Raw genomic sequence first — 459 nt, forward strand, 5'->3', positions numbered from 1 at the left:
CCCGGGCGTTAATAGTCCATCATTAGTTGAGCAAGCAATGGAAATGGGGTTAACAACATTAAAATTCTTCCCTGCTGGGCCATCAGGTGGTGTTGCGATGTTAAAATCATTAACTGCTGTTTATCCAGTGAGTTTCATGCCAACAGGTGGTGTTTCACCAGCTAACATTAATGAGTATTTAGACATTAAAGCCGTTCTTGCTTGTGGTGGTACTTGGATGGTTCCTGCTGATTTAATCGATAATCGTGAGTGGGATAAAATTGGTCAATTAGTTAAAGAAGCGGTTGCTGCTTTAAACTAATATACATATTGATAGATATAGAGCCTCGGTTATAGATTTAATCGAGGCTTTTTTATGGTTTGAATTTAATACCAACAGCTTTAAATGGCAGAACTCTTTTATTGTTTAATAAAATTCATGTCTGGTTAAAGCTTAAATAAAGCATTCAATCTTATAGC

The 459-nt window shown here is 36.2% G+C and carries 1 pseudogene; it reads left to right on the forward strand.

Going from position 1 to position 459, the window contains the following annotated elements:
- A pseudogene (locus tag GQR38_RS20115) lies at positions 1-301 on the forward strand (keto-hydroxyglutarate-aldolase/keto-deoxy-phosphogluconate aldolase); the annotation flags it as partial.
- Between the last annotated feature and the right edge of the window lie 158 nt (positions 302-459).

This window comes from Pseudoalteromonas sp. c7(2019), assembly GCF_011378625.1.
Lineage (GTDB): Bacteria > Pseudomonadota > Gammaproteobacteria > Enterobacterales > Alteromonadaceae > Pseudoalteromonas > Pseudoalteromonas arctica.